This window comes from Sphingomonas sp. (genome assembly GCF_026460985.1).
Classification (GTDB): domain Bacteria; phylum Pseudomonadota; class Alphaproteobacteria; order Sphingomonadales; family Sphingomonadaceae; genus Sphingomonas.
In genome coordinates this window covers 1-22,679 of the sequence record NZ_JAPKNM010000054.1, presented here as the reverse complement: position 1 = coordinate 22,679, position 22,679 = coordinate 1, and the positions used below count along the sequence as shown (strand labels likewise).

The window sequence follows — 22,679 nt, the reverse complement described above, 5'->3', positions numbered from 1 at the left end:
CCTCCCTGCGTGCTGCAGGGAGGGGAAGCAGGTTACCGCGTCTCGGGCATCCGGATCGACGGGCCGAGGCGGCTTAGCACTTCGCGCGCGTCGAAGGCGCGGACGTTGGTGGTCGGCTTGGGGCCGCGACCGGTGACGATCTCCGCGGTCGCCTCATACTGGCGGACGGTACGATAGTCCCAGTCGCGATCGCGCCAGAAGGGGTCGTCCCAGAAGGGATCGTAGCTGCGCCAGCCCCAGCGCGGACGGTAGAAGCGCCATGACGGGCTCCAATAGCCCCAGGGGCCCGGGCCGAAAGCGCCCGGCGTGCGGAAGGTTTCGGTGCGGGTCTCGGTGTCGCGGGTGACCAGGATGAAATGGTCGGCGCCGTTCTGCACCGTCAGCTCGGCCGCCCGGAAGAGCAGATAGCGCTCGACCGTCTCGCGAGCGGTGAGGCTGTTGCCCGCGAAGCTGACGCGGAAACGATTGCTCTCGATCTGCTCGTCCCAATAGCCCATCCGCGACGAGGCGGTGGCCGGCTGATAGGGCGTTGCGGTCATGCAGCCGGCGAGCGTTGCGCTGCCCGCCAATGCTGCGGCCAGCGTCAGGATACGCGGACGCCGGATTATGCTTTTAAGCATGGTTCCTCCGATAGTTAGGCGAGGGGCGGAGATGCCGGTCACCAGTCGAACGCGCGCAAGCCGGGAAAGGCTCCCGCGTGGGGACGCGATGAATCGTGCTACTGCGGCGATTGATGGAGGCTGAACGGAAGGTCAGGCGATCCGCTCCGGCACTTCCATGGCCTCCTGGGCGAGCTTCTCGCGCGGCGCCATCGCTTCCCAGGGAAAGATGAACCAGTCCTTGTTAAGGCTGCGATCGATCGTCCGCGCACGATAGTCGACGCGCTGTGCCGAGAGCGTGTTGTCGATGAGCACCGCGAAGCGGATGTTCGCGTCGATCGCACCCTCGGCGGCGAGCGCGCCGCGGATCTCGCCGATCGTGCGGCCGCTGTCGTTGATGTCCTCGACGAACAGCAACTGCTCGCCCGCACGGGTGCGTGCGGCGAGCACCGCGATCAGCTCGGCGCCGAACGGCGCGATCCGGGTCGAATGGTCGATCGAGACCAATGGCAGGTTCATCCGGTGCGACAGATAGACGCCGGGGGCGAGGCCGCCGCGGCCTACTCCCACCAGCAACGCGGGCCGCCATCCTTCGGCCTCCATCGCAGCGGCGAGCGCATGGATCCCCGCGACCATCTCGTCATGCGGATAGGGGGTGAAGACGATCTCGCTCACGAATGCGCCTCCACATAGGCATCGAGCCTGGCGAGATGCGCCGCGACTGCGTCGTCGGGCAGGAACGAGCCGAGGAAGCTGTTGCGTGCGAGCGTGACGAGGTCGTCGCGATCGAGCGCCCGTCCGCGCGCGACGGCGCGGTAATTGTCCCCGACATAGCCGCCGAAATATGCCGGATCGTCCGAGTTGACCGTCGCGCGCAGCCCCAGGCGCAGCATCCGGTCGATCGGATGCATGTCGATCGACGCGACGTTGCACAATTTGACGTTCGAGAGCGGGCAGACGGTGAGCGTCATCCCCGAACGCGCGAGACGCGCGACCAGCCCCGGATCCTCGAGGCTGCGATTGCCGTGATCGAGCCGGTCGACATGGAGCAGGTCGAGCGCTTCCTGGACATATTCGGGCGGTCCCTCTTCGCCGGCATGCGCGACACGCTTGAGGCCCATCGCCGCGGCCGCGGTGAAGACGCGCTCGAACTTGGACGGCGGATGGCCGACTTCGGACGAATCGAGCCCGACGCCGTCGATCCGGTCGATCCAGGGCTGGGCCTGGCTGAGCGTCTTGAACGCGTCCTCCTCGTCGAGGTGGCGCAGGAAGCAGAGGATGAGCTTCGAAGTGAGCCCGTGGCGCGCCTCGGCCTCGGCCATGCCGGCGAGCAGGCCGTTGGCGACGACGCCGAAGGGGATGCCGCGATGCGTGTGCGTCTGCGGATCGAAGAAGATCTCGGCATGGACGACGCCGTCGGCAGCCGCGCGGTCGAAATAGGCGAGCGCGAGGTCGCGGAAATCCTCCTCGGTACGCAGCACGTCGGCCCCGGCATAATAGATGTCGAGGAAGTCCTGCAGGTTCGAGAAATCATAGGCGGCACGCACCGCCTCGACCGAGGCGAAGGGGATCGCGACATTGTTGCGCCGGGCGAATTCGAACATCTGCTCGGGCTCGAGGCTACCTTCGATATGGAGATGCAGCTCCGCCTTGGGCAGCCCGGCGATGAAGGCGTCGAGATCGGTCATCGCCGGAGCATCGCAGGGGAGAGGGAAAGTCGCAAGCGGGAGCGCTGCGCGGACCTACGCGTTTGCTCGCCATGCCTTCGAGCGTGATCCGCAGATGGGACTATGACGCGGCCGAGCACCGGCTCGACATCATTTTCGTCAGCGGCAAGCGCTATTCCTATCACGACGTGCCGCTGCGCGTGGCGAAGGGCATGCGCGAGGCCTTCTCGAAGGGCGGTTATTTCAACCGCCGCATCCGCGACCATTTCGCCTTCACCGAGCACCGGACCCGGGCGTCAATCGCCGACTAGATGGAAGGCGATCACGGACGAAGCCGGCACCCCGCCATGATCCGCGCCGGACTGCGCCTTGCCATCGCCCCTTCCGGCAGCGTCACCGTGAAGCCGAGGCGCAGCGGATCGGGCGCGCCTGGATAGTAATCGGTGCTGATCGCCTGCGCGCCGCTCGCCATGGCGGCGCGGGCCTTGGCATAGTCATGGGCGCGTGCCTCGACTGTATTGGCGTCGGTGCGGGTCCGCACGATCACGCCCTCGCGCACCCATCTGCGGATCTTCTCGCCGTCGACCAGCGGATCTTGCACGATCTGGATCGCCGCCTCGGGCTGGTCGTCGGGATACCAGCCGAACATCGCCCGGCCCGCGAGCGAGGGATGCCCGGCGCGATAGACGTCGGACACCGCCGCGCGGACGTCGAGCAGGATGAAGATCCGGCCACGGGCCGCCGCCAGCGAAGGCCAGCCGCGGCTGCGCACCGCCTCGCGCAACGTCGGCGCAGTGCCGCGCACTTCGTCCGGGGTGATCAGGCGCTTGCCCGGCAGTACCGAGCGGATCTCGCCGTCGAGCGCGTCGAGCAACGGCTTGTCGGCGAGCGACAGGGGGCTGGCGATCCCCGGCCGGCCCGAGGGCGTATCGGCGGCGTTGATGGTGATCATGATCGGGAGATGATTGGGATGCGCCCGCGACCACCGGTCGATCTCCCGGAGGCAGCCGACCAGGGTCGGGCAACTGCTCAGATAGTCGATATCGGGGATGTGGAAGACCTTGAAGCCGGGCTTCAGCATCGCCGCGCGATCGAACCCGGTGCGCTCACCCGCCGCGCGCGCCAAGGCCTCACCCTTGGGATCGGCGTAGCGGCCGCCCTCGGGATCGACGAAGACGTCGAGCTCGATCTGACGCACGCCCGCGTCGAACTGCTTCGACAGCGGGACATGGTAGTAATCGAGCCCGTCGGCCGATTTGGGATCGGCTTCGCGTATCTTCGCCATCACCGCCGCGGGGATGCGCGTCTTGAAGCTGTTGTGCGAGCCGACGACCTGGATGTCGTTCATCGCCTGCGGCGTGGCCGCCGCGCCGGCCGAAGCCAGCGCAGCGACAGCAAGGAGACCCTTCAGCATCAGAACTCCGTCCGAATGCCGAACAGGATCGTCCGGCCCCAATAATGGATCTCGTTGTAGCGCAGCGGATCGTCATTGTAGCTGTACTGCCGCGCGTCGGCGATGTTGATCGCCTCGAGGCTCAGCATGGTCTTGTCGGTCACGCGGAACGAGAGATTGCCGTCCAGCGAGCCGAACGCGTCGACATAGCCCGGCGTCTGCGTGGTGCTGCCGGTGCCCGCCAGATATTTGTCGCGCCAGACATAGGAAAGCCGCGCCGAGACCGGACCGTAATCGTAGAAGCCGACCAGGTTGAAGCTGTTCTTCGACAGGCCGATCAGCTGATCCTTGATCGTACGCGCGCCCGCCGTGTAGTTCGCCTGGACCGACGTGTGGGTGTACGACGCCTGGAAACCAAGTCCATCCAGCGGCTTGGGTAGGAAAGTGAACACTTGGTTGTAGGCGAATTCGGCGCCATAGACCTTGGCGTCGCCGCCATTGACCTGCGTGCTCAGCAGGATCGTGCCGCGGCCCGGGATCTCGACATTGATGTTCTGCGCGGTGATGTAATTGTCCATCGCCTTGTAGAACAGAGCGCCGGTGAGCGAGCCCTTGCGGTTGAAATACCATTCGAGCGAGGCGTCGAACTGTGTGGCGAGGAAGGGCACCAGCTCGGGATTGCCGCCGCTCCCCGTCGGCGCGTCGGTCGACACGCTGATCTGCGGCGCGCTCTGGGTGACGTTCGGGCGGGTGAGCACGCGGCTGGCGGCGAGGCGCGCGACCAGGGTTGGGCTCAGCTCGGCGCGCAGGTTGAAGCTCGGCAGCCAGTTGTTGAAGGTCTTGGGGAAGCTCGCCGGGGTCGGCGTGGTGCCGATCGTCAGCGTGCCACTCGCCACCTGATCGGTGTGGACGTAGCGGACGCCGATATTGCCGGTCACGTCGATCCCGCCGAGCGGGAAGGCATAGTCGGCGCGCAGATAGGCGCTCGCGGTCTTCTCGGTGACGACATAGGAGGCGCGCATGTCCCCCGGGGCGAGCGGGGCGTTGGCCACCGCGGGAGTGAACAGCCTGTCGTAGAAGGCGCTGGTGATCGGCACGAGCCATTTGCGCGGCGCATTGCCGGGCACATCGCTCAGGAAGTCGTCGTATGGGAGTTGCTCGATGCCGTCCGGCGCGAAGCTGGTCACCGGGACCTGGCCCGGGTTCACCGTGAAGTCGCGGCGCCAATAGTCACGCTTGCGCCAGTGATATTCGCCGCCGGCCGCGATCTTGCTGAGGAAACCGTCCATGTCGTGACCGACGTCGAGCCGGGCGTACCAGTCCCAGTCCTTGCTGTTCTTGGGCGCGATGTTGAACGGATAGAGGACGTAGTTCGAGGCGTTGGTCGGGTCGACCGGGGTGGTGAAGGTCGGGATCACCTTGTACCCGCCCGACGAATCATAGGTCAGCGGCGCGAAGAACATCATCCGGCTGCGCACCGTGCCTTCGGCATAGCTGGGGTGGAAGCTGTGCGCGTAGGACCAGTTGATATTGGCCGAGACGTTCCAGCCCTCGGGCTTCCACAGCTGCTTGAGGCCCACGCTGACGAGATCGTGGCGGTTGAGGCTGTATTCGCGCGACGCCATGAAGCGCACGTCGTTGATCGTCGCGGCGACGACGGTGTTGCCGTCGAGCGTGTAGGATCCAGGCACCAGCACCGGACGATGCCCCGCGACGCTGGTGTCGTCGGGATAGATGTCGAGGCCGAACTCGTCATAGGCGACGTCGAGCCGCGTTCCGAGCACGTCGAGCGTGGTCTCGAGCTCGGGCGAGGGGCGCCACTGCGCCGAGATCAGCCCCGAGACGCGCTTGCGCTCCTCGGTCTCGATCGTCGGGCGGGTGCGGGTGGGCGTGTAATAACCGGTGCCGAGCACCGAGCTGAACCGATCGAGCGTCCAGCCGGTATTGTACCAGCGATCATTGCGGACCGACTTGGCCCAATATTGCGCGCCGGCGAGGATGCCGAAGGTGCCGTCGCCAGTCGTGGCGCTGTGCAGCAGCGTGGCGTTCGGCTTCACCTTCTCGGTCATCGTCGTGTAGGTGCCGCGCAGGTTGAGCGTGGTCTTGGTGCCGACGTCGAGCGGGCGGAAGGTCCTGACGTCGATATTGCCGCCCAGCGCGCCCTCGGTCATGTCGGCGGTCGGGGTCTTCACCACGTCGATCTGCGAGACGAATTCGGCGGGCAGCATCTCGAAGCGGAACTGGCGGCCGGCAGCGCCGCCATTCTCGATCAGATCGTTGATCGCGACCGAGCGGCCGTTGAGCAGGGTGCTCTGGAACTGCGGCCCGAGTCCGCGCACGCTGACGTACAGGCCTTCGCCGCGCGGACGCGTGATCGCGACGCCGGTGACGAGCTGGAGCGCCTCGGCGACGTTCTGGGTGGGGAATTTGCCGATGTCGGTCGAGTTGATCGAGTCGACCCCGTAGGCGGCCTGGCGCTTGGTCTCGGTCGCCGCCGCGAGGCTCTGCGCATAGGAGCCGGTGACGACGATTTCCTCGCCGCCCTCGCTCTGGGCGTCGGTGGCGCTGGGCGCTTGCGGATCGGCGGTCTGCGCGCGAGCGGCGGGCGCGAGGCCCAGTGCGAGCATGGTGAACGGCAGCGTCGCCCGAAGCAGGCGGGAATAGCGCGACATTTCGTATTTTCTCCCCGAGGCCAGAGATGGCCGGCGGGGCCGCCAATAGGGTCGCGCTATTGCGGTTTGGCGGCGTGATCGTTGCAGAGCCGTTTAATGTCGCGGGCGACTTTATGACTCTGCGCCGCCGGAGCGGCGAGTGCCCGGGGCCATGGGATCATGGCCCCGGGCACTCGCCACACCGCCCGCTCAGAAGCGCGCCGTCAGCTGCGCGCCGTAGAAGCGCGGCTCGGCCGGAATGAAGGTCGGGACGCCGAAGCTGCCGCCGGTGTTGCCCGCATCGAGCAGATAATCCTCGTCGAAGGCGTTCCGGATGAACCCGGCGAGCTCGTAGTGGTCGTCGGCGAAGCTGATGCCGGCACGCGCGTTCACCAGCGTCACCGGCCCCTGCGAGATCGCCGAGCGGTTCGGCAGCTCGAAATAGATGCGGCTGCGGTGGGTCACGCTGGGGGTCGCGAAGACCCGCATGCCATCTCCGACCGGCGCGTCGATCGTGAAGCCGGCCGCGGCCTGCCATTCGGGCTGCAGCCGGAAGCGCGCGCCCGAAAAGGCCGGGGCGAAGCTGTTGTTCTTGTCGACCCCGCCGTCGATCCAGCCGACATTGCCGAACAGGCTCAGCCACGACGCCGGGCGCACGGTCAGCTCGGCCTCGACGCCGAGGTTGCTCGCCTTGCCCGCGCTCTGCGTGATCGACGTGCCGTTGGGCTGGACGACGCTGACCTGGAAGCCGTCATATTTCTGGTAGAAGACGCCGAGCGAGCCCGAGACGATCCCGGAGCTGGCCTTGACGCCGCCCTCATAGTTCCAGACGACTTCCTCGGGCACGAGCTGGAGGTTGGGCACGGGCGCGCCGCCGACGCGGGCCGCGTTCAGCTGGACGACCGGCGAGCGCCGCCCCTTGGAGATCGTCGCATAGACGTTCACGTCCGGAGTGAGGCGATAGAGCAGGTTGAAGCGCGGCAGCACCGCCGAGAAGCTGCGCTTCGCGGTGAAGGTCTGCCCGCGGGTATCGACCTGGCCCGGCACCAGCGAAACCGCGAGGCTGGGCAGCGCGGCGAGCAGCTGCGCGCGGAGCGGCGCGGGCAGCAGGCCGGGCAGCACCGGCACCGGCACATCGGCGCGGTAGCCGGACTTGCGCTGCTCGATCAGGAACCGCACGCCCGCGGTGATCTCGAGCGAGGGCACCGGGATCCAGGTCGCGTCGGCGAACATCGAATAGCTGTCGTTCCTGCCCTGGTTCTCGAAGACCGAGGCATAGGGAATCTGCGTCCGCGCGCCGCCGGTGATGGTCGAGGTCGCCGCGGCGGCGGTCACCACGCCACTGGCGTTGATGCAGCCGAGCGGCAGCGCGCGCGTCAGGCACTGGATGAAGATGCCTTCCTCGGACGACAGCGGAACGTTCTGGAGGCTGTCCTCGGTGAACAGGTTCCAGCCGAAGGACGCGCGCCAATGCGAGTCGCTATAGGTGAAGCGGCTCTCGTGGCTGGCTTGCCATCCCTGCGCGATCTCGGCGAATTCGAGCCACCAGGCGGCCGAGCCGTCGGCATCGAACACTTCGCGGCTGTCGAACTCGCGATAGCCGTTCACCGTGGTGAAGTTCCAGCCGTCGGCGAAATCGTAGCTGGCGGTGAGGTTGAGGTCGTAGACGTCGCGGTTCAGGCCGAGCTGGTCGTCGCCCAGCACCTGCTCCGAGAGCGGCGAGCCGCCCAGATTCGCGCGGCCGAACGGATCGCCGGGGCCGTCCTCGGTCGGCAATGCGCGCGAGACGAAGGGCGTACCGCCGTTGCGCTGGCGGTCATAGGTGCCGATCAGGTCGACGGTGATCGCGTCGGTCGGCGTATAGCGCAGCGAGGTGCGGATGCCGAGCTGGTCCTGCGCGTAGAGATCCTCCTCCTGGCGCGGCGAGAGATTCTCGACATAGCCGTTGCGCGTCTTCCACTCGAACGCGACGCGGCCCGCGATCACGTCGTTGCCGAGATTGACGAAGCCCGAGAGCAGGGTCTGATCGTAATTGCCGTAGCCACCGGTGAGCGCGCCCGAGAAACCCGGCTTCGGCCGCGCGGAGGTGAGGCTGATCGCGCCCACCGCCGAGGCGGTACCGAACAGGGTCGCCTGCGGGCCCTTGATCACCTCGACGCGCTCGAGATCGTAGATCGCCTGGTACGACCCGCGCGAACGCGAGATGTCGATACCGTTGTAATAGAGCGTCACGCGCGGACCCTGCTGCGCCGAGCCCGAATCGGACGTGATGCCGCGGATGACGATACCCGGGTTGTTGGCGCTCTGCTCCTGGATGTTGAGCCCAGGAACATAGTTGGAGAGCTCGTCCAGATCCCCGATGCCGAGCTCGGCGATGCGCTCGCCGGTGACCGCGGAGACGGTGATTGGCACGTCCTGCGCGCGCTGCTCGATCTTCTGTGCGGTCACGATGACTTCGTTGCCGTCGCGGGCTTCCGCCGCGGGATCCTGCACCGATGCCTGGGCGAGAGCCGGCATGGCCCAGAGTGAAGCGGATGCCAGAAGCCCGGCGCCGAACGAGATACGCGAAATCATGATGACCCCCTTTTGGTTGAAAGGGGGCCCTGGCCGTTCGCCGTTTCGCGGCCGTTACCCGGGCGTTACGATGTGGTGACGGAGCGGAAAAATCGCCCACTCGCGCGAAGCGCGCCGCTATCGATGCCAGAAAACCGAATATGTCCGATGGTTTGAAGTGGCTCCCCGAGTTGGATTCGAACCAACGGCCGCTCGATTAACAGTCGAGAGCTCTACCGCTGAGCTATCGGGGAATACCGGCTTCTTCGGCGGCCTGAGCCGCTGCGGAGGCGGCCCTATAGCAGCGCGATTCTCGGGATTGCAAGGGGGTCAGGCGATGAATTGTTCCATCGTTATGCGATCGTCGAGCGCATGCTCCGGATCGAACAGCAAAGTGAGGTCGCGCATATGGTCGATCGCGACATGGACCTGCGCGACTTCGCGGATCTCGCGCTGGTCGGCGACGGCGCTGACCGGACGCTTGTCGGCCTCCAGCACGCGGATGCCGATCCGGGTCTTCTCGGGGAGGATCGCCCCGCGCCAGCGCCGCGGGCGGAAGGGGCTGATCGGCGTCAAGGCGAGCAGCGCCGAGCCGAGCGGCAGGATCGGGCCGTTGGCGGAGAGATTGTACGCGGTCGAGCCAGCAGGAGTAGCGACCAGCATGCCGTCGGCGACGAGCTCCTCGAGCACGACGCGATCGTTGACGGTGACTTCGAGCTTGGCGGTCTGGCGCGTCTCGCGGAGCAGCGAGACTTCGTTGATCGCGGGCAGCACGCATTGCTCGCCGTCGACCGTCGTCGCGGTCATGCTGAGCGGCGAGACCCGGAACGGCTTGGCGCGGACGAGGCGCTCGTCGAGCCCCTCGAGCCGCCAGTCGTTCATCAGGAAGCCTATCGTGCCGAGGTTCATCCCGAAGACGGGGATGATCCGGCGGCGCTCGAGCATCGCATGGAGCGTCTGGAGCATGAAGCCGTCGCCGCCCAATGCGACGACCTGCTCGGCCTCGTCGAGCGGCACCCAGTCATAGGCGCGGCGAAGCTCCTCGGCCGCGACCTGGGCCGGCGGCGTCGGCGATGCGAGCAATGCGCGTGCCGTCATCCGCCGGTGACGCTCATGTGGCGCGCGACAGCGGGCGCCGCGCCGGCGGCGATGTGGAAGTCATGCGCGGCGGGCTTTAGCTCGAGCGCCTCGGTGATCCGCGCATCGACCTCGGCGAGCCCGCCACCGCGAATCGCCGCCTTGAGATCGACCGAATCCTCATGGCCGAGGCACATGTGAAGCCTGCCGTCAGTGGAGAGGCGGACGCGGTTGCAGCTCGCGCAGAAATTGCCGGTGAGCGGCGAGATCAGCCCCAGGCGCGTGCCCGTGCCCGCCAGCCGCCAATAGCGCGCGGGGCCGCCGGTGCGATGGTCGTCCGGGGAAAGGTCGAAATGGTCCTGGAGGTCGGCGAGAACGCGGGGGAGGGGCAGGAAGCGATCGGCGCGGTCCTCGTCGATCCGGCCGAGCGGCATCGTCTCGATCAGCGTGAGGTCGTGGCCCTGATCGGCTGCCCAGGCGAGCATCGGCGCGATCTCGTCCTCGTTGAGACCCTTCAGCGCGACCATGTTGACCTTGATCCGCAACCCCGCCGCCTTGGCCGCCTTGATCCCGCCGAGCACCTTCGCGACGTCGCCGTGGCGCGTGATGTGGCGGAACCGCTCGGGATCGCGGCTGTCGAGGCTCACGTTGATTCGGCGCATGCCCGCGGCGAACAGATCCTCGGCATGCTGCGCCAGCCGGGTGCCGTTGGTGGTGAGGGTGAGTTCGTCGAGTCCTGCGCCGAGCTGCCGGCCGAGACGATGGGCGAGCTCGATCATGTCGCGCCGGACCAGCGGTTCGCCACCGGTCAGGCGGATCTTCCGTACGCCGCGCGCGATGAACCGCTCGGCGATCAGCGCGATCTCCTCGAGGCTGAGCAGCGCGTCGCGCGGCAGGAAAGTCATCTCCTCGGCCATGCAATAGCGGCAGCGCAGGTCGCAGCGATCGGTGACCGAGATCCGCAAATAGCTGATCGCCCGGCCGTGCCGGTCCACCAATTTGTCGGCGCTGTGCACAGAGACGCTGGCCATGATGCCGGGGTAGGAGCTTGTGCGCGGCCAAACAACCCTCCGGATGGCGGCGGGCGCAGCTTCCGGCTATCGAAGGGGCAATGGATGAGAATTTCACGATCGCCGATGCCAATACCGCCGCCGATACGCCGGTGTTCGTCCTGTCCTTCCGCCAGCGCGACGAGGTCGCCGCGGCTGCGGCCGGCGGCGGTTGGCGCGTCGTGGCGGCGCGGCGCCCCGAGGGGCTCGAGCAACGCTTCCTCGCGAGCGGCGCGAGCGTGGCGGTGATCGACGCGCGCGGGGCGATGACCGACGGGCTCGATGCCACCAAGGCGCTGGGCCGGGTGATCGAGGCGCATGGCGGGGCGATGCTGATCCTCGTCTCGCAGAGCGACACGGTGCACATGCGCCATTTCTACGATGCAGGCGCGACGCACTTCCTGGGCAGCCCGATGTCGTCCGCGGCGATGGCACACGCGATTCGCTTCGCGCACCGTCATGTCGATCGACTGGCGCGCTCGCGCGGGGAGGGCGGCGGCGCCGCGGAGCCCCTGGGCTGGCGGATCGATCCCGAGGTGCGCTCGCTGCAGCTCACGCCAGGGCTCGCCAACCTGCTGGGGCTGAGCGAGGCGCCGGGACTGCTCTCGGTGATGCGGCGGCTCGATCCCCAGGACCGCACTTTGGTCAAGACGGCGCTGCGGCGGCTGGACAAGCAGCGCGGCTCGACAGCGTTCGCGCACGATCTGAGCGGCGTGGGGCGCGTGATCCAGCATCTTCAATATGACGCCAATACCGGCGCGTTGCATGCGCTGGTCGAGGCGCTGGGGATCGCCCCCGATGCGAGCATCGCGGTGCGCGACGCGCTGACGGGCGCGCGCGACGCCACGAGCGCGCGGCGCTGGATCGATCGGGCGCTGGCCGAGGGGCGGCCGGTGGGCACGATCCTGATCGGGCTCAGCCGTTTCGAGACCGTGAACACGGCCTATGGCCGGGCCGCGGGCGACGAACTGCTCCGCGGCGTCTCGCGCAGGGTCGCCGAAGTCGCGCGCGAGGCGCTGGGACGCGAGGCGATCGTCGCGCGGATCGGCGGCTCGGAATTCCTCGTCGCCAGCCACGATGCCGATGCCGCGCGGCTCGCCGAGGCCGAGGCGCGGCTCGAGGAGGCGATCGGCCGCCCCTTCGTCGCGGGAGGCGAGATCGCGCATCTCGGCGCACGGATGGCGAGCGTGGCGAGTGTCGCGGGCGATTCGGCGGCGAGCCTGTTGCGGCGCGCGAGTGAGGCACTGCTCGGCGACGTGGTGCCCGCCGAACCCCATGCGCCGCCGATCGAGGAACTCGCCAACGATCTCCACCGCGCGCTGGAGCGCAGCGAGATCGGCGTCCGCTATCAGCCGCAGGTCGCGATCGCCTCGGGGCAGATCGTCGGCGTCGAGGCGCTGGCGCGCTGGCACCACCCGCAGCTGGGCGAGATCGGCGCGGAGACGCTGTTCCTTGCCGCGCAGCGCGCCGGGCTGGAGGCGCAGCTCAGCGACCATGTCCAGCGCCGTGCCCTCACCGGCGCGTCGCAATGGCCGTCGAAGCTGGGCAGGCTGCGCCTGTCGCTCAACGTCACCGCCGTCGATATCGCGCGCGCCGGGTTCGCCGACAGTCTGCTCGGCCGGGTCGACGCCAGCGGATTCCCGCGGTCGCGGCTGACCGTGGAGATCACCGAGAGCGGGATCATGGCGGACCTGACCGAGGCGGCACGGCTGCTCGCGCAGTTGCGCGCGGCCGGGTGCCGCGTGGCGATCGACGATTTCGGCACGGGTTATTCGAGCCTCGCCTATCTGAAGGCGCTGCCGCTCGACTATCTGAAGATCGACAAACGCCTCAGCCACGACATCACCGGCGCGCACCGCGACCGGGTGGTGGTGCGCGGGGTAATCGACATGGCGCGCTCGCTGGGGCTCGCGGTGGTGGCCGAGGGCGTCGAGACCGAGGCACAGCTCGACCTGCTCGCCAAGGAGGGCTGCCAGTATTTCCAGGGCTATCTCTGCGCCGAGCCGCTCGACGTGCCCGCGCTTGCCAATCTGGTGCAGGCCAATCTGGTGCAGGGATGAGCGATCCGCAGGATCTGAGCGGCGTCTGGTACGGCCGTTATTCGGCCGATCACGGCCATGAGGACAATGGCTTCATCGCGCTGCTGGAGGAGCTGAATGGCGCGGTGACCGGAACGATCACCGAACCCGACACGGATATCGGCGGCATCCGGCGGGCAACGGTGCATGGGCAACGCGACGGCGCGAGCCTGCGCTTCACCAAGCGATATGACGGCACCCATGGCTGGACGCACAGGGTCGCCTATGCGGGCAGCGTCGATGCCGAAGGAACGCTCGTGATGGGCAGCTGGATCGTCGAGGGGCTGACCGGCGCGTTCGACATGACGCGAGAGAAGTTCGACGCCGAGGCGCTCGAGGACGAGGAAGAAGCTGAGCTGCTTCTCTCGAGCAGCATCGGACGGGGAGAACTGGGGGACTGACGCGGGAGCGAGCGATCACTTAAGCGGCCGTTTCTCCAGCTTCCGCGCCAGGGTTCGCCGATGCATGCCGAGCCGGCGCGCGGTCTCGGAGATGTTGAATCCCGTCGCGGCGAGCGTTTCGTTGATCATCTCCCATTCGTGGGTCTTCAGCGACGTCGCCCGGTTGGTGACCGGCACGTCGGGGTCCCCCGGCGCCATCCCGAACGCAGCTTCGATATCGTCGGTGTTGGACGGTTTCGCCAGATAATGGCAGGCGCCGAGCTTGATCGCCTCCACTGCGGTGCCGATGCTGGCGTAGCCGGTCAGCACCACGATCAGCATCTCGGGATCCTGCGCGTGCAGCCGCGCGACGCAGGGAAGCCCCGACGCCGTGCCCAGCTTGAGGTCCACCACGGCGCGGTCGGGGGTCTCCGCTTCGAGCAACGCATCGAGCTCGGCCGGGCTGGCGGCGACGCGGACCCTGTATCCCCGCCGCTCGAATGAGCGCTGCAGCGTGCGGGCGAAGGTCGCATCGTCCTCGACGATGATCAGGCTGGGGCCGTCCATCTCAGCGCGTCTCCTTGGGAAGGGCGAACGGCAGCAGCAGCCGCACCTCGGCGCCGCCCATCGCAGGGTTGCGCGCTTCCAGCCGGCCGCCGAGCCGGCGTGCGACATTGGCGGCCAGGAACAGCCCGAGGCCGTGGCCGGCGCCCTTGGTCGACTGGAACAGCTTGCCGAGATTCTCGAGCACTTCGGGAGCAAAGCCGTCGCCCCAGTCCTGAACGCAGATCGCGACCATGCTGTCCTCGATGTCGGCGAGCAGCCTGACCCCGGCGGGCGACGCCTCCGCGGCATTGTCGAGCAGGTTCCAGACCGCCTGGCGCAACGCGGGATCGACCGCGATGATGGCTGCGGCCACTGCATCGCGGCCATAGTCCAGCGGCACCTGCGGGTGTGTCGGACGCCAGGCCTCCACGACCGAATCGAGGAAGGCGCCCGCCGCCATGCGCTCCATCTCCTCGCCGCGCGGCTGCCCGGCCGAGTGGAGGATGTCGGACACGATCGCCTTGCAGCGCTGGACCTCCGCCTGCATCTCCCGGACCTCGGCGTCGAGCTCCGGATCGCGCGCGATGGCGGGCATCCGGCGCCAGTCGGCGAGGATCACCGAAAGCGTGCCGAGCGGCGTCCCCAGCTCGTGCGCGGCGCCCGAGGCGAACAGCCCCATGCGGACGATCCCTTCCTCCTCCGCGGCGTGCTGGCGAAGATCGGCGACATGGGCCTCTCGCGCGCGCAGGTTGCGGCTGATGCGGGTGATGAGAAGCACGAGCAGGCTCGCGACCATCGCGAAGCTGATCCATCGTCCGATCGCGAAGAGATCGGCGCTCTCGGTCACGAGGCTCCGGGGCAGCGCCAGCGGCACATAGCTCACGCTCAATAGCGCGTAGCTGAGAACCGTCGCGCCGACGAGGATTGCCGCCGATGCGGGGGGCAGCAGGATCGCGCCGAGCACCACCTGCAGCAAATAGAGCGAGATGAACGGATTGGCCGCGCCGCCGCTGAAATAGAGCTGGAGCGTGAGCGCCGCCATGTCGAGCAGCAGCGCGAACATGACCTCGTCGTCCTGCACCCGGTGGCGGGGCAGGGCGATCGTCGCGAACAGGTTTGCCGCCGCGAGCGCCAGCGCGACGCCGAGCATCTCCAGAACCGGCAAAGGTACGCGGAGGCCGAAATGGACGAAGAGGATCGTGAGCGTCTGTCCGGCAACGGCGATCCAGCGCAGCTGGATGAGCTGGCGCATGTTCTCGGCGGCAGCAGTCTCGGCCGAAAGACCGCTCGGGGCGCCGGAGCGCCGGCGCGTGAGCGCGAGCAGGGGCGCGTCCATCATCGCGGTTCCCGCGAACGCAGGAGAAGCAGGGCGGCCGCCGCGCTGATCGCGGCCAGCGCGAACCAGGTCAGGGCGTAGACGAGATGGCTGTTGCGGAATCGAACCACGGTGAGCCCGCCTACCGGATAGCCGCCCGGGTTGGGAGAGGCGTCCGCGTCGACGAAGAACGGTGCCGCCCCTTCCAGGCTTCGTGCGTGCGCGATCGCGGCGACGTCGCGCGAATACCATCGCTCGCCCGCCGGATCGTTGGCGCGCAGGAAGCCGCCGCCGGGCTCAGTGGCGCGCAGCAGGCCGGTCACCGCCACCGAACCCTCGGTCTGCCCGCCCGTCCGAGTGGCCGGTATGCGCCGCTCCGGCGGAACGAAGCCGCGATTGACGAGCACGATGCCCTGCGCGGTGCGGAGCGGCGTAAGTACCCAGAATCCCGCGCCGCGCTCGGTCAGCGCCTGCACCAGGGTCTCGCGATCGTGAAGGAAGACGCCGCTCGTGCGGACGCGCCGATATTCCTCCGTGCGCGTGTCGAGGCTTGCCCATTGTGCCCGATCCGGGATCGGCGCGGGCGGCGCATGGATCCGGGCCTCCACCCGCGCAATCAGGTCGAGCTTCCACGCGAGTCGCTCGACCTGCCAGATGCCTAGCGCGGTGAATCCCGCGACGCCGAGCAAGGCCAGGACGAGCAGCAGCGCGCGTTTCACCTGACGGCTCCGGGGCGGCTTCAGGAGGGCGCGCTCATCTCCATCGAGGGCGCCGGCATCATGTTGCTGTTGATGTGGTACATGATCCATAGCGAGCCCGCGATCACGATCAGCACCATCACCGCGGCGAAGGCATAGGCCATCAAGGTCCAGCCTCCCTCCGCCTGCGTGTTGACGTGGAGGAAGCAGACGGTGTGCACCAGGATCTGCAGCACCGCCAAGGCGATGATCGTGATCGTCGTGGACTGCGCGTCGAGCGCGCCCGTCATCACCAGCCAGAAGGGCACGGCGGTGAGCACGACCGACAGCAGGAAGCCGATCAGATAGGTGCGGCGCGACCCGTGGCCGTGCGTGTCGCCATGGCTGTGCGCCGCGTCGACGGGAGTGGCGTCGTTCATCGCAGGACCCCGAGCAGATAGACGAAGGTGAAGACGCCGATCCAGACGACGTCGAGGAAGTGCCAGAACATGCTGAGGCACATCAGCCGCCGCTGGTTCTCGACATGGAGCCCGCGCTGGGCGAGCTGGACGAGCATCACGCCGATCCAGATGATGCCGAAGGTCACGTGCAGCCCGTGAGTCGCGACCAGCGTGAAGAAGGCCGAGAGGAACGCGCTGCGCTGGGGCGTCGCGCCCTCGGCGATCAGATTGCCGAACTCGAAGAGCTCGATGCCGACGAACGCGGCGCCCAGCAGGCCAGTGACGACGAGCCACAATTGCGTGCCGCGCAGCTTGCGCTCCTGCATCGCGATCATCGCGAAGCCATAGGTGATCGATGAGACGAGCAGGAGCGCGGTGTTGAGCGCGACCAGCGGAAGCTCGAAGATCTCGCGCGGGGAAGGCCCGCCGGCATAGCTGGTGCTCAGCACGCCGAAAGTGGCGAAGAGCGTGGCGAAGATGAGCGCGTCGCTCATCAGGTAGATCCAGAAGCCGAGCAGCGTGCCGCCGCCGGTCCCGGCATGGTCGTGATCGTCCTTCTCGACCAGGTAGAAGGTCGGATTCACGCTGGGATCGTCGATGAGCGCAGTGGTCGTCATGCCGTGGCTCCCGCCGCGAGCAGCTGCGTGCGCGCGTCCTCTGTCTGCGCCACTTCCTCCGCCGGGATGAAATAGTCGCGGTTGTAGTTGAAGGTGTGGAGGATCGCGTAGGCGAGCAGCCCGATCGCCGAGACCACCGCCAGCCACCACATGTACCAGATCATGCCGAAGCCCAGTGCCATGGCGAGCGCGGAGAGGATCACCCCGGCGCCGGTGTTGCGCGGCATGTGGATCGGGGCGAAGCCTTGCACCGGCCGCTGCGCGCCGCGGGCCTTCATATCGTACCAGGCGTCGAGATCGTGGACGATCGGCGTGTGGGCGAAGTTATAGGCGGGCGGCGGCGACGAGGTCGACCATTCGAGCGTGCGGCCGTCCCAGGGATCGCCGGTGGTGTCGCGCAATTTGTCGCGGTTGATGATGCTGACCGCGATCTGGATCACGAACCCGACGATGCCGACCAGGATGATCAGCGCGCCGATCGCGGCGATCACGAACCAGATCTGCAGGCTCGGATCGTCGAAATGGTTCACGCGGCGCGTCGTGCCCATCAGCCCGACGATGTAGATCGGCGTCCAGGCGACCCAATAGCCGATCACCCAGCCCCAGAAGGTCACCTTGCCCCAGAAGCGGTCGAGCTTGAAGCCGAAGGCCTTGGGGAACCAGTAATCCATCCCCGCGAACAGCCCGAACACCACGCCGCCGATGATCACGTTGTGGAAGTGCGCGACCAGGAACAGCGAGTTGTGGAGCACGAAGTCCGCCGGGGGCACCGCGAGCAGCACGCCAGTCATGCCGCCCACCACGAAGGTGAGCATGAAGGCGACCACCCACATCATCGGCAGCTCGAAGCGGATCTGGCCGCGATACATGGTGAACAGCCAGTTGAAGATCTTCGCGCCCGTCGGGATCGAGATCACCATGGTGGCGATGCCGAAGAAGCTGTTGACCGAAGCGCCCGAGCCCATGGTGAAGAAGTGGTGCAGCCACACCAGGTAGCTCAGGATCGTGATCACCACCGTGGCGTAGACCATCGACGAATAGCCGAAGAGCCGCTTGCCGGTGAAGGTCGAGGTGATCTCGGAATAGATGCCGAATACCGGCAGGACGAGGACGTACACCTCGGGGTGGCCCCAGATCCACACCAGGTTCCAGTACATCATCGGGTTGCCGCCGAGATCGTTGGTGAAGAAATTGGTCCCCACATAGCGATCGAGCATCAGCATCGCGAAGGCGGCGGTGAGCACCGGGAAGATCGCGATCACCAGCACGTTGCTGCACAGGGCCGTCCAGCAGAACACCGGCATCTTCATCATCGTCATGCCGGGCGCGCGCATCTTGATGATCGTGACGACCATGTTGATGCCGGACAAGGTGGTGCCGACGCCCGCTATCTGCAGCGCCCACAGATAGTAATCGGGGCCCGTGTCCGGGCTGTTCTGCAGATTGGTGACGGGCACGTAGTTGAGCCAGCCGCCACGCGAGAATTCGCCGACGAACAGCGAGATCATCACCAGCAGCGCGCCCGCCACGGTCAGCCAGAAGCTGAGATTGTTGAGGAAGGGAAACGCCACGTCGCGCGCGCCGATCTGGAGCGGCATGACATAGTTGATCAGTCCCACGACCAGCGGGATCGCCACGAAGAAGATCATGATCGTCCCGTGCGCGGTGAAGATCTGGTCGTAGTGATGCGGGGGCAGATAACCTTCGTTGCCGCCGAACGCGACCGCCTGCTGCGCGCGCATCATCAGCGCGTCGGCGAAGCCGCGCAGCAGCATGATGATGCCCAGGATCATGTACATGATCCCGATCTTCTTGTGGTCGATCGACGTGAACCATTCGCGCCAAAGCCAGCCCCACAGCCGGTATTTGGTGACCGCGCCGACGATGCCGAGCCCGAGCAGGACCACGACGATGAAGGTCACGAGCAGGATCGGCTCGTGGAGCGGGAAGGATTCGAAGGTCAGGCGGCCGAAGATCATGCGCGCCAGCGATTCGTTGAACATTTAACGCTCCTGGTGCGAATGCGGTGCGGGGCTGGCGTGCGCGCCCGGCGGTGGGGTGAGGCTCTCGCCGCTGCCCTTCTCCTCGCCTTCCTTCATCAGCGCGCCCTCGGGCTTGCCCTTTTCCGGCGCGGCGCCGTGCATGCCGTGCATTCCGGTCACGCAAGAGGTGCCGGGCTTTACGCAGCGTTGGAAGATGCGATCGAACAGGTTCGCTTCGACGCCCGAGAAATACGTCGCCGGCACGCGCTCGCTGGGTTTCTCCAGCGCGAGGTAGCGATCGGTGTCGAGCGCGGGGCCGCTCGCCTTCACGCGCGCAACCCAGGCGTCGAACCCTCCCTGGTCGACGCCGTAGAGCTTGAAGCGCATGTGCGAGAAGCCTTCGCCGCTGTAATTGGCGGACATGCCCTTGAATTCGCCGGGGCGGTTGAGCACCGCGTGGAGTGTGCTGCGCATCCCCGGCATGGTGTAGATCATCCCCGCCAGCGTCGGCGCGTAGAAGGTGTTCATCATGTTGGTCGAGGTGAGGTCGAACCGCACCGGCCGGTCGACCGGCAGCGCCAGCTCGTTGACCGTCGCGATGCCCTGCTCGGGATAGATGAACAGCCATTTCCAATCGAGCGAGACGACCTGGACGGTGAGCGGCCGCACCTTGGGATCGACCGCCTTCTCCGCCGACACCCGGTTCAGCGGGCGGAACGGATCGAGCAAATGCGTGCTCCACCAGGTGAGCGCGCCGAGGCAGATGATGATGAGCAAAGGCGCCGACCAGATGACGAGCTCGAGCGCGGTCGAGTGATCGAAATCGGGGTCGTAGGTCGCGTCCTCGTTGCCCTTGCGGTAGCGCCAGGCGAACACGACGATCAGCGCCATCACCGGCACGATGATCAGCAGCATCAGCGCCGTGGAGATGTAGATGATGTCGCGCTGCTGGAGCGCGATGTCGCCTGCGGGATCGAGCACGGCGCGGTCGCACGCCGACAGAAGTGCGGCGAGCGGGAGCAGGGTCAGGGACCGGCGTGCAATGGACATTGGCTTGTCTTCGCGCATGGACCTCCGCCTATCCCGGCGCGCAGCCACGCCGACATTGGACATTTTGTCCTATCCCCGCCGCGACGCTTTTCTGGTGCAACGCGCGTTGAAACGCAATAACACCGAGAAAGGCTGCCGGAGCGAAACCGCATGAGTGCACCGATTGCCACGTCCACCTCGACGCCCCTCGAACGCGATGCCCGAATCGTGAATGCACGCGACCACCGAATCGCTCCGGGAGAGATCGCCATCGGCGTCATCATCGGGCGCACGAGCGAGTTCTTCGATTTCTTCGTCTATGCCATCGCCTCGGTGCTGGTGTTCCCGTCGCTGATCTTCCCCTTCGTCGATCCGCTGACCGGGACGCTCTATTCCTTCGCGCTGTTCGCGCTCGCCTTCATCGCGCGCCCGCTCGGTTCGTTCGTCTTCATGTGGATCGATCGCAACCATGGCCGCGGCGTGAAGCTCACCATCGCATTGTTCCTGCTCGGCGGCTCGACGATGGCGATGGCCTTCCTGCCGGGCTATGACCGGATCGGGATCGCGGCCGCCTGGCTGCTGGCGCTATTCCGCATCGGGCAGGGCGTGGCGCTGGGTGGCGCATGGGACGGGCTGCCCTCGCTGCTCTCGCTGAACGCGCCGAAGGAGCATCGCGGCTGGTATGCGATGATCCCGCAACTCGGGGCGCCGCTGGGGCTGATCGTCGCCGCGGGACTGTTCGCCTTCTTCCTCTCGACGCTGTCGGCCGAGGACTTCCTGTCCTGGGGCTGGCGCTATCCCTTCTTCGTGGCCTTCGCGATCAACGTGGTTGCGCTGTTCGCCCGCCTCCGCCTAGTCGCCACGCCGGAGTTCGAGCATCTGTTCGAGAGCCGCGAGCTCCAGCCGGCGCCGATCGGCGAAACGTTGCGCGAGGAGGGCCGCACCGTCGTGCTCGGTGCCTTCGCGCCGCTCGCCAGCTTCGCGCTGTTCCACCTGGTGACGGTGTTCCCGCTCTCCTGGGTCGTGCTCTATACCGGCGACGCCGCGGTCCGCTTCCTCGTCATCGAGATCATCGGCGCGGTCGTCTGCGTCCTGTCGATCCTCGCCTCGGGCCTGATCGCCGACATGGTCGGGCGTCGCGCTGTGCTGGGCGTCTCGGCAGTGCTCATCGGCGCCTATAGCGGCTTCGCCCCGCAGCTGCTGGGCGCCGGGAGCTTCGGCGAGACGGTGTACATGATCGGCGGCTTCGTCCTGCTCGGGCTCGCCTTCGGCCAGTCGTCGGGCGCGGTGAACGGCAGCTTCTCGGCGCAGCGCCGCTACACCGGCGCGGCCGTCACCGCGAACCTCGCCTGGCTGATCGGCGCCGGCTTCGCCCCGCTGGTGGCGCTGGCGCTGGCCAGCAGCTTCGGGCTGTGGTCGGTGGGGGCGTATCTGCTCTCCGGCGCGATCTGCACGCTGGCGGCGCTCGCGATCAACAAGGATTGGGCGCGCGCGACGACGTAAATGTCCCCGGAAGCGGCGGGCCGGGGCTCGGCGCCTCCGGGCCGACTAGAGCGTTTTCCGAGCGACGTGAATCGTTAGGGATTCCCAAGGGCGTAGTTTTCTGATTCACGCTTCCTGCTGGTGAAGGAGGCCGGCGTGGATGGGTCGGATGCTTTCGCAGGATCTTCGGGATCGGGTTGTTGCCGCGGTTGATAGCGGACTGTCGTGTCGGCAAGCGGCGATACGATTTGGGGTGAGCGCAGCGAGCGCGATCCGCTGGCGGCAACTGGCGCTTCAGCACGGCACGCCGGCCGCCAAGGCGCAGGGAGGCGACCGGCGTTCGGCGCGTATTGAAGCGCAGGCCGACTTCCTCTTCGCCGCGATCGAGGAGCAGGACGACATCACGCTCGTCGAGTTGCAGGCGTTGCTGGCCGAGCGCGGTACGCCGGTAGGGATCGGTACGCTGTGGCGCTTCTTCGATCGCCACCGGATCACGCGCAAAAAAAGACCGCGCACGCCACCGAGCAAGATCGCCCCGACGTCCTGAAGCGGCGCTGGGAGTGGTTCGAGGCGCAGCTCGATCTCGATCCAGCGCGCCTCGTGTTCATCGACGAGACCTGGGCATCGACCAATATGGCGCGTCGTCATGGCCGATGCCGGCGCGGAGAGCGGCTTCGCGCCGGCGTGCCGCACGGGCATTGGAAAACCACCACCTTCGTCGCCGGGCTCCGGCGCAACGGCATGGTAGCGCCCTGGGTGCTCGACGGGCCGATCAACGGCGATGCCTTCACCACCTACGTGACACGCGTCCTCGTTCCCGAACTGTCACGCGGCGATGTCGTCATCATGGATAATCTGTCGAGCCACAAGCTGCCCGCCGTGCGCGTCGCCATCGAGGCCGCCGGCGCCAGCCTGATGTTCCTCCCGCCATATAGCCCCGACTTCAATCCAATCGAGCAGGCCTTCTCCAAGCTCAAGGCGCATCTGCGTAAAGCCGCCGAGCGCACCATCCATGGCCTGTGGGACGCCATCGGCCGCATCATCGATCTCTACTCGCCGCAGGAGTGCGCCAATTACTTCGCTAGCGCCGGGTACGATGCAGAATGATCGGAAAACGCTCTAG

Annotated in this window: 20 protein-coding genes and 1 tRNA gene; 5 read left to right on the top strand and 16 right to left on the bottom strand. The window is 67.1% G+C overall.

What is annotated here, in order from left to right:
• Nucleotides 1–32: 32 nt before the first annotated feature.
• The 3 genes from MT490_RS08900 to MT490_RS08890 all read right to left on the bottom strand — a co-directional run bounded on the left by MT490_RS08900 (nucleotide 33) and on the right by MT490_RS08890 (nucleotide 2,287).
• The gene (locus MT490_RS08900; RefSeq protein ID WP_297386142.1) at nucleotides 33–620 is read right to left on the bottom strand and encodes a hypothetical protein; all 588 of its coding nucleotides are present in this window, start codon (nucleotides 618–620) and stop codon (nucleotides 33–35) included.
• A gap of 132 nt (nucleotides 621–752) precedes the next feature.
• On the bottom strand, nucleotides 753–1,274 hold the full coding sequence (locus MT490_RS08895; protein WP_297386140.1) for a phosphoribosyltransferase family protein: 522 nt from the start codon (nucleotides 1,272–1,274) through the stop codon (nucleotides 753–755).
• A complete protein-coding gene (locus tag MT490_RS08890; protein ID WP_297386138.1) occupies nucleotides 1,271–2,287 on the bottom strand; it encodes an adenosine deaminase in 1,017 nt (338 codons plus the stop codon). Before MT490_RS08890 ends, MT490_RS08895 begins: the two co-directional genes overlap by 4 nt.
• An 83-nt stretch (nucleotides 2,288–2,370) precedes the next feature.
• Between MT490_RS08890 and MT490_RS08885 the strand changes: the two genes are divergently transcribed.
• Nucleotides 2,371–2,577 (top strand): KTSC domain-containing protein, encoded by a 207-nt coding sequence (locus tag MT490_RS08885; protein ID WP_297386136.1) that lies wholly within the window; start codon nucleotides 2,371–2,373, stop codon nucleotides 2,575–2,577.
• A gap of 11 nt (nucleotides 2,578–2,588) precedes the next feature.
• Here the strand turns inward: MT490_RS08885 and MT490_RS08880 are convergent, their stop codons facing one another.
• From MT490_RS08880 to moaA, 6 genes are all read right to left on the bottom strand, one after another.
• Nucleotides 2,589–3,680 carry a Ca2+-dependent phosphoinositide-specific phospholipase C gene (locus MT490_RS08880; protein ID WP_297386134.1) on the bottom strand — a complete coding sequence of 364 codons (1,092 nt, stop codon included), beginning with the start codon at nucleotides 3,678–3,680 and terminating at the stop codon, nucleotides 2,589–2,591.
• Nucleotides 3,680–6,331: a TonB-dependent receptor gene (locus MT490_RS08875; RefSeq protein WP_297386132.1), complete on the bottom strand. Its 2,652-nt coding sequence runs from the start codon at nucleotides 6,329–6,331 to the stop codon at nucleotides 3,680–3,682. The genes MT490_RS08880 and MT490_RS08875 overlap by 1 nt, the downstream gene beginning before the upstream one ends.
• 189 nt (nucleotides 6,332–6,520) lie before the next feature.
• Nucleotides 6,521–8,884 carry a TonB-dependent receptor gene (locus tag MT490_RS08870; RefSeq protein WP_297386130.1) on the bottom strand — a complete coding sequence of 788 codons (2,364 nt, stop codon included), beginning with the start codon at nucleotides 8,882–8,884 and terminating at the stop codon, nucleotides 6,521–6,523.
• A 158-nt stretch (nucleotides 8,885–9,042) separates the two neighbouring features.
• A tRNA-Asn gene (locus MT490_RS08865) sits at nucleotides 9,043–9,117 on the bottom strand.
• Between the two features lie 76 nt (nucleotides 9,118–9,193).
• Entirely contained in the window at nucleotides 9,194–9,961 is a 768-nt protein-coding gene (locus tag MT490_RS08860) for an NAD kinase (RefSeq protein ID WP_297386128.1), read from the bottom strand.
• Nucleotides 9,958–10,971 carry a GTP 3',8-cyclase MoaA gene (gene moaA, locus MT490_RS08855; RefSeq protein WP_297386126.1) on the bottom strand — a complete coding sequence of 338 codons (1,014 nt, stop codon included), beginning with the start codon at nucleotides 10,969–10,971 and terminating at the stop codon, nucleotides 9,958–9,960. Before moaA ends, MT490_RS08860 begins: the two co-directional genes overlap by 4 nt.
• A gap of 80 nt (nucleotides 10,972–11,051) precedes the next feature.
• Between moaA and MT490_RS08850 the strand changes: the two genes are divergently transcribed.
• Together MT490_RS08850 and MT490_RS08845 are read left to right on the top strand one after the other, a co-directional pair.
• Nucleotides 11,052–13,049, top strand: a complete 1,998-nt coding sequence (locus tag MT490_RS08850; protein ID WP_297386124.1) for a GGDEF domain-containing phosphodiesterase — start codon at nucleotides 11,052–11,054, stop codon at nucleotides 13,047–13,049.
• Nucleotides 13,046–13,468: a hypothetical protein gene (locus MT490_RS08845; RefSeq protein ID WP_297386123.1), complete on the top strand. Its 423-nt coding sequence runs from the start codon at nucleotides 13,046–13,048 to the stop codon at nucleotides 13,466–13,468. Before MT490_RS08850 ends, MT490_RS08845 begins: the two co-directional genes overlap by 4 nt.
• 15 nt (nucleotides 13,469–13,483) lie before the next feature.
• Here MT490_RS08845 and MT490_RS08840 read toward each other — a convergent pair whose 3' ends face one another.
• The 7 genes from MT490_RS08840 to cyoA are packed head-to-tail and all read right to left on the bottom strand — an operon-like array spanning nucleotide 13,484 to nucleotide 20,095.
• Entirely contained in the window at nucleotides 13,484–14,014 is a 531-nt protein-coding gene (locus MT490_RS08840) for a response regulator transcription factor (RefSeq protein WP_297386121.1), read from the bottom strand.
• 1 nt (nucleotide 14,015) lies between these two features.
• The gene (locus MT490_RS08835) at nucleotides 14,016–15,332 is read right to left on the bottom strand and encodes an ATP-binding protein (RefSeq protein WP_363321740.1); all 1,317 of its coding nucleotides are present in this window, start codon (nucleotides 15,330–15,332) and stop codon (nucleotides 14,016–14,018) included.
• Nucleotides 15,329–16,027, bottom strand: coding sequence for an SURF1 family protein (locus MT490_RS08830; RefSeq protein WP_297386119.1), 699 nt, complete (start codon nucleotides 16,025–16,027; stop codon nucleotides 15,329–15,331). The genes MT490_RS08835 and MT490_RS08830 overlap by 4 nt, the downstream gene beginning before the upstream one ends.
• A 20-nt stretch (nucleotides 16,028–16,047) precedes the next feature.
• Nucleotides 16,048–16,425, bottom strand: a complete 378-nt coding sequence (gene cyoD / locus MT490_RS08825) for a cytochrome o ubiquinol oxidase subunit IV (RefSeq protein WP_297386117.1) — start codon at nucleotides 16,423–16,425, stop codon at nucleotides 16,048–16,050.
• Entirely contained in the window at nucleotides 16,422–17,063 is a 642-nt protein-coding gene (gene cyoC / locus MT490_RS08820; RefSeq protein WP_297386115.1) for a cytochrome o ubiquinol oxidase subunit III, read from the bottom strand. Before cyoC ends, cyoD begins: the two co-directional genes overlap by 4 nt.
• A complete protein-coding gene (cyoB, locus tag MT490_RS08815) occupies nucleotides 17,060–19,066 on the bottom strand; it encodes a cytochrome o ubiquinol oxidase subunit I (protein ID WP_297386113.1) in 2,007 nt (668 codons plus the stop codon). Before cyoB ends, cyoC begins: the two co-directional genes overlap by 4 nt.
• The gene (gene cyoA, locus MT490_RS08810; RefSeq protein WP_297386111.1) at nucleotides 19,067–20,095 is read right to left on the bottom strand and encodes a ubiquinol oxidase subunit II; all 1,029 of its coding nucleotides are present in this window, start codon (nucleotides 20,093–20,095) and stop codon (nucleotides 19,067–19,069) included.
• Between the two features lie 150 nt (nucleotides 20,096–20,245).
• Here cyoA and MT490_RS08805 point away from each other — a divergent pair, with 150 nt between their 5' ends.
• Both MT490_RS08805 and MT490_RS08800 read left to right on the top strand, forming a co-directional pair.
• Nucleotides 20,246–21,577, top strand: a complete 1,332-nt coding sequence (locus MT490_RS08805) for an MFS transporter (RefSeq protein ID WP_297386109.1) — start codon at nucleotides 20,246–20,248, stop codon at nucleotides 21,575–21,577.
• Nucleotides 21,578–21,716: 139 nt separating this feature from the next.
• Nucleotides 21,717–22,663 (top strand): IS630 family transposase gene (locus MT490_RS08800; RefSeq protein WP_297386108.1). Its coding sequence is split into 2 segments (ribosomal slippage): nucleotides 21,717–22,053 and nucleotides 22,053–22,663, totalling 948 coding nucleotides; the frame shifts between segments, so codons are not numbered across the junction.
• Nucleotides 22,664–22,679 lie beyond the last annotated feature (16 nt).

What these genes read in the sequence shown, in the direction of transcription:
- MT490_RS08900 (WP_297386142.1), bottom strand. Translation starts at nt 620, where the DNA reads ATGCTTAAAAGCATAATCCGGCGTCCGCGTATCCTGACGCTGGCCGCA.
- MT490_RS08890 (WP_297386138.1), bottom strand. Translation starts at nt 2,287, where the DNA reads ATGACCGATCTCGACGCCTTCATCGCCGGGCTGCCCAAGGCGGAGCTG.
- MT490_RS08880 (WP_297386134.1), bottom strand. Translation starts at nt 3,680, where the DNA reads ATGCTGAAGGGTCTCCTTGCTGTCGCTGCGCTGGCTTCGGCCGGCGCG.
- MT490_RS08875 (WP_297386132.1), bottom strand. Translation starts at nt 6,331, where the DNA reads ATGTCGCGCTATTCCCGCCTGCTTCGGGCGACGCTGCCGTTCACCATG.
- MT490_RS08870 (WP_297386130.1), bottom strand. Translation starts at nt 8,884, where the DNA reads ATGATTTCGCGTATCTCGTTCGGCGCCGGGCTTCTGGCATCCGCTTCA.
- MT490_RS08860 (WP_297386128.1), bottom strand. Translation starts at nt 9,961, where the DNA reads ATGACGGCACGCGCATTGCTCGCATCGCCGACGCCGCCGGCCCAGGTC.
- moaA (WP_297386126.1), bottom strand. Translation starts at nt 10,971, where the DNA reads ATGGCCAGCGTCTCTGTGCACAGCGCCGACAAATTGGTGGACCGGCAC.
- MT490_RS08850 (WP_297386124.1), top strand. Translation starts at nt 11,052, where the DNA reads ATGGATGAGAATTTCACGATCGCCGATGCCAATACCGCCGCCGATACG.
- MT490_RS08845 (WP_297386123.1), top strand. Translation starts at nt 13,046, where the DNA reads ATGAGCGATCCGCAGGATCTGAGCGGCGTCTGGTACGGCCGTTATTCG.
- MT490_RS08840 (WP_297386121.1), bottom strand. Translation starts at nt 14,014, where the DNA reads ATGGACGGCCCCAGCCTGATCATCGTCGAGGACGATGCGACCTTCGCC.
- MT490_RS08835 (WP_363321740.1), bottom strand. Translation starts at nt 15,332, where the DNA reads ATGATGGACGCGCCCCTGCTCGCGCTCACGCGCCGGCGCTCCGGCGCC.
- cyoD (WP_297386117.1), bottom strand. Translation starts at nt 16,425, where the DNA reads ATGAACGACGCCACTCCCGTCGACGCGGCGCACAGCCATGGCGACACG.
- cyoC (WP_297386115.1), bottom strand. Translation starts at nt 17,063, where the DNA reads ATGACGACCACTGCGCTCATCGACGATCCCAGCGTGAATCCGACCTTC.
- cyoB (WP_297386113.1), bottom strand. Translation starts at nt 19,066, where the DNA reads ATGTTCAACGAATCGCTGGCGCGCATGATCTTCGGCCGCCTGACCTTC.
- cyoA (WP_297386111.1), bottom strand. Translation starts at nt 20,095, where the DNA reads ATGTCCATTGCACGCCGGTCCCTGACCCTGCTCCCGCTCGCCGCACTT.
- MT490_RS08805 (WP_297386109.1), top strand. Translation starts at nt 20,246, where the DNA reads ATGAGTGCACCGATTGCCACGTCCACCTCGACGCCCCTCGAACGCGAT.